The following is a 3,084-nucleotide window of genomic DNA, read 5'->3' as shown; positions in this document are numbered from 1 at the left end:
CCCGAGGAGGAAGATGTTCAAACACCAGCAGGCGGTAAAATACCGGCTTTCGGGGGTGGTCGAGAGATTGCTTATGAAAAGGTGGTGGAAATCGCCAAAAGCCCGCTGGATGTTCACGTCCGGGTCGAATTCGATTGCCGTCATCTTGTTCGACGGGCGGAGCAGGCACGACACGGCGTTGGGAACGGTTTGTACCTGCCCATCGGCGATCCTGAGAATAAGGTCGTCCGGCCGGCCGGGGTGGAGATAGATTTCACGGTCTCCCTCCACATGGAGCCAGGGCGACACTTCGATCCGGCGGCCTTTCAGACGGCACTGGTACTCGACGACTTCCATGATGATTTTCGTCCTTCCTTCGGCGTAAACGAGCCTGGCAAGCTCGAAGAGCAGCGTCTTGAACCTCGGATCGTCCCCGATCTCGAAAACCTGCCCCCTGAAGCTCACATAGGTCTTGTGCTCGGCCCCGCGCTGGACGAAGAACCGCCCGTCGCTCTCAAGCCACTCGAAGATGATGTCGGCCTGGTCCTTGGCCGCTTCGGGGCCGTAGAAGTTCCGCTTTTGCTCCGAGCACTGCTGCCTGAACAGCTCAAGGCAGTGACCAAGCGGCGCATATAGCGGCGCGGCGTCGTCGAGAAGCTTTTCAAAAGCCCTGGCCGGTTCCGGACTGGATGACAGAAACTCGTCGATGTCCCTGGCCGTGCTGGGCCACCGGAGTTGCCGGACGTCGAAACCCCTGGCGCCAAGTAGTTTTTGTAGAACCGGTGGAATGAGTTTGTCCGAAAGCCGGCTTTTCAGCTTCTCCGCGTACATCCGCCCGGCGCTGTCGTTATCGAACGCGAGATACAGGGTCTTTCCAGGCGCGAGTTTCGCCATCAGTTCGATCTGCCCGCTGGAAAGCTGTCCGCAGGTGGCAATGGCGCCAGTAAATCCCGCTTTCCCGGCAACAGAGAGAAGATCGTGCTGGCCTTCGACGACGACGATGCGGCGCTCCCGGAGCGCTGGCTGGTTCAGAAACAGGCACGATGGATCCCGGAATTCGGACCTGAGCCGGAGCGGCGTTTTACCGGTTTCGTACGGCTTCAGCGTGATGTCGGCGATATGCTTTCCGCCGGATCCGGTGGTCCAGTGGGGAAAAACAATGAGACCGGCGGGGAAAGCGTCGCAGGTGCGTCCGTCTTCGCTTGAGTTCACAAGGCCCGATTGAACGAGGTCGTGAATGGACAAGGTCGCGCGTAGCGAGCTATTGATCCGCCCATCGGTCAGCCCAAGCCCAAAACTCCGGATCGTTTCAAGTGTATGGCCGCGCTCTTCGGTGAGATACCGCAGGGCCAGTTCGCCTGGTTCCGAAAAAAGAACCTCCTGATAGTGGGCCAGTGCCTTTTCAAATATCTCCCTGCGCCGGATTCTGAGCGGGTCCGGCGGCGGCTCCACCTGTCTCGTTTCCAGCGGGATCCCCCGCTCCCCGGCGATCTGCCGGAGTGCCTCGAGCGGCGAGGCCAGTTTCCGGAAAGCCTGGACGAAGCTATAAATATCTCCCTTCGCTTCGCACTGGAAGCATTTGAAATACTTCTCGTCGCCCGTTTGAACGGTAAAGCAGCCGTGACCCCGGCAGAACGGGCACTCGTCGATCTGGACATAACCGGAGAAGGTTTTTCTTACCGTCCGGCCGCTCTCCCGGAGTATGAACTCCAGCAGATCCACCTCGGCCTTGATGCGGGAAAAATCGTCCACGGACCTGCATCCTTATGATGAAGCGAACCTTCGTTAAGCTGCAGCCCCGGGAACCGCTGCGTGAAAATCCCCGGCCCATTCACCGCTCAGGGCAATGGCGATATGCCAGGGAGGTCCCCCTTTGGGCTGTTTCAGCCGGAAGGCTCTCATATGGCGCCACCCGTCACCGACAGTTCGGGCTCCTCCACTGAACGCGCCAGCTTGTGCATCAGTTCCATCACGTCGAGATGGTACCGGTCGCAGAACTCCTTGATCCGCCCGAGCGCCTGGCCAGGCCGGGCTTCGATCCTGAGGTCGTCAGTCACGGTCCGGCCGTCCCGTGCGATCGTCACCCGGAACTGGCAGGCAAAATCACTCCGGTAGGTGCAATCGACGCTAACTGCCTGTTTTTCCCTCATTTTCATTGGACAAGTTCTCCTTGTTCCCTGTGCCGTCTGGCGGCGCAGGGCGGGGGTTGATTTACGGTTTATATACGGCTATCGGATCGGCCCAAGGCCGGTGTCGTTCCTGTAGAAGAGGGCGAGAAGTTCCCGGTTCGTAAGCCCCAGGGCCTTCTGCAGCTTGCGCTGGGTTTTCATCTGGATCGAGACAAAGCGTCCCTGCTCCCAGGCCTTCACGGTGGAGGGGGAGACGCCGACGAGGCGGGCGAACTGGTTCTGGTTGAGGGTGGTGCGGCTTCGGAGGCTGAGCATGGTGGCTGCGAGCATGGGCGATGTCCTTTCCTGTGGGGACACAATACGCACATTTTATGTGCATTTCAACCGGTATGATTGTGACCCACGATCATTTCACATGTATGCGAAAATGCTGGTTTATTGTTCATTATTCACGGTATTTCCGGGAAAAAGCCGCTGGACAACGGTGCCGAGAACTGCTAGTTGACGGGTGTCACAACTCTGGAAATAAGGCACATTATCTGTGAATACGGAATCCAGGCGGAAACGGATCGGCGCCTATCTGAGGGAGCGCCGCGAGAAACTCGGCATCACGCAGGCCGCGCTCGCCGCTTCCGTGGGCCTGCCGAACCACATGGCCGTAAGCCGTATCGAGAACGGACTCGTCAGCTTCCCCTTCGCCAGGGCGAACCTCTTTGCCGACGCCTTGAGCCTGGACCGGGAGGAGTTCTGGAGATTCTGCGGCGGCAAGTCCGCCGATGTCGAAGCCCCGCCCGATATCAGGGTGCTGGGGCGCGGCACGCTCCCGCCCGACATCGTCAAACGTCTTGCCGTGCTGCCGCAGTCGCCGAGGTTCTGGGAGAAACTCAGGTCGATACTGGACGACGAGGAGTATGTCGCCCGGCTCGAAGCCGGGGGCAAAAGGAAAAAGTAAAACAGCAGGGGAGATTCGTGGGCC

General features: G+C 59.4%; 4 protein-coding genes. 1 reads left to right on the top strand and 3 read right to left on the bottom strand.

Annotated features, from left to right (window positions below; genetic code table 11):
* The 3 genes from KIT79_16070 to KIT79_16060 form a co-directional block, all read right to left on the bottom strand.
* A partial coding sequence (locus KIT79_16070; GenBank protein ID MCW5830820.1) for a toprim domain-containing protein occupies positions 1-1,731 on the bottom strand: 1,731 nt, incomplete at its 3' end.
* A 146-nt stretch (positions 1,732-1,877) separates the two neighbouring features.
* Positions 1,878-2,135, bottom strand: coding sequence for a hypothetical protein (locus KIT79_16065; protein ID MCW5830819.1), 258 nt, complete (start codon positions 2,133-2,135; stop codon positions 1,878-1,880).
* Between the two features lie 72 nt (positions 2,136-2,207).
* Positions 2,208-2,438, bottom strand: a complete 231-nt coding sequence (locus KIT79_16060) for a helix-turn-helix domain-containing protein (GenBank protein ID MCW5830818.1) — start codon at positions 2,436-2,438, stop codon at positions 2,208-2,210.
* Between the two features lie 211 nt (positions 2,439-2,649).
* Between KIT79_16060 and KIT79_16055 the strand changes: the two genes are divergently transcribed.
* A complete protein-coding gene (locus KIT79_16055; protein MCW5830817.1) occupies positions 2,650-3,060 on the top strand; it encodes a helix-turn-helix transcriptional regulator in 411 nt (136 codons plus the stop codon).
* The last annotated feature ends 24 nt before the right edge of the window (positions 3,061-3,084 follow it).

It is taken from the genome of Deltaproteobacteria bacterium (genome assembly GCA_026129095.1).
Classification (GTDB): Bacteria; JAGRBM01; JAGRBM01; order JAGRBM01; family JAHCIT01; genus JAHCIT01.
Note: the sequence above shows the minus strand (reverse complement) of the source record. Positions and strands in the feature narration are given on the sequence as shown.

Bases quoted from the DNA above. Each gene is read 5' to 3' on its own strand.
- KIT79_16065 (MCW5830819.1), bottom strand. From the start codon at position 2,135: ATGAAAATGAGGGAAAAACAGGCAGTTAGCGTCGATTGCACCTACCGG.
- KIT79_16060 (MCW5830818.1), bottom strand. From the start codon at position 2,438: ATGCTCGCAGCCACCATGCTCAGCCTCCGAAGCCGCACCACCCTCAAC.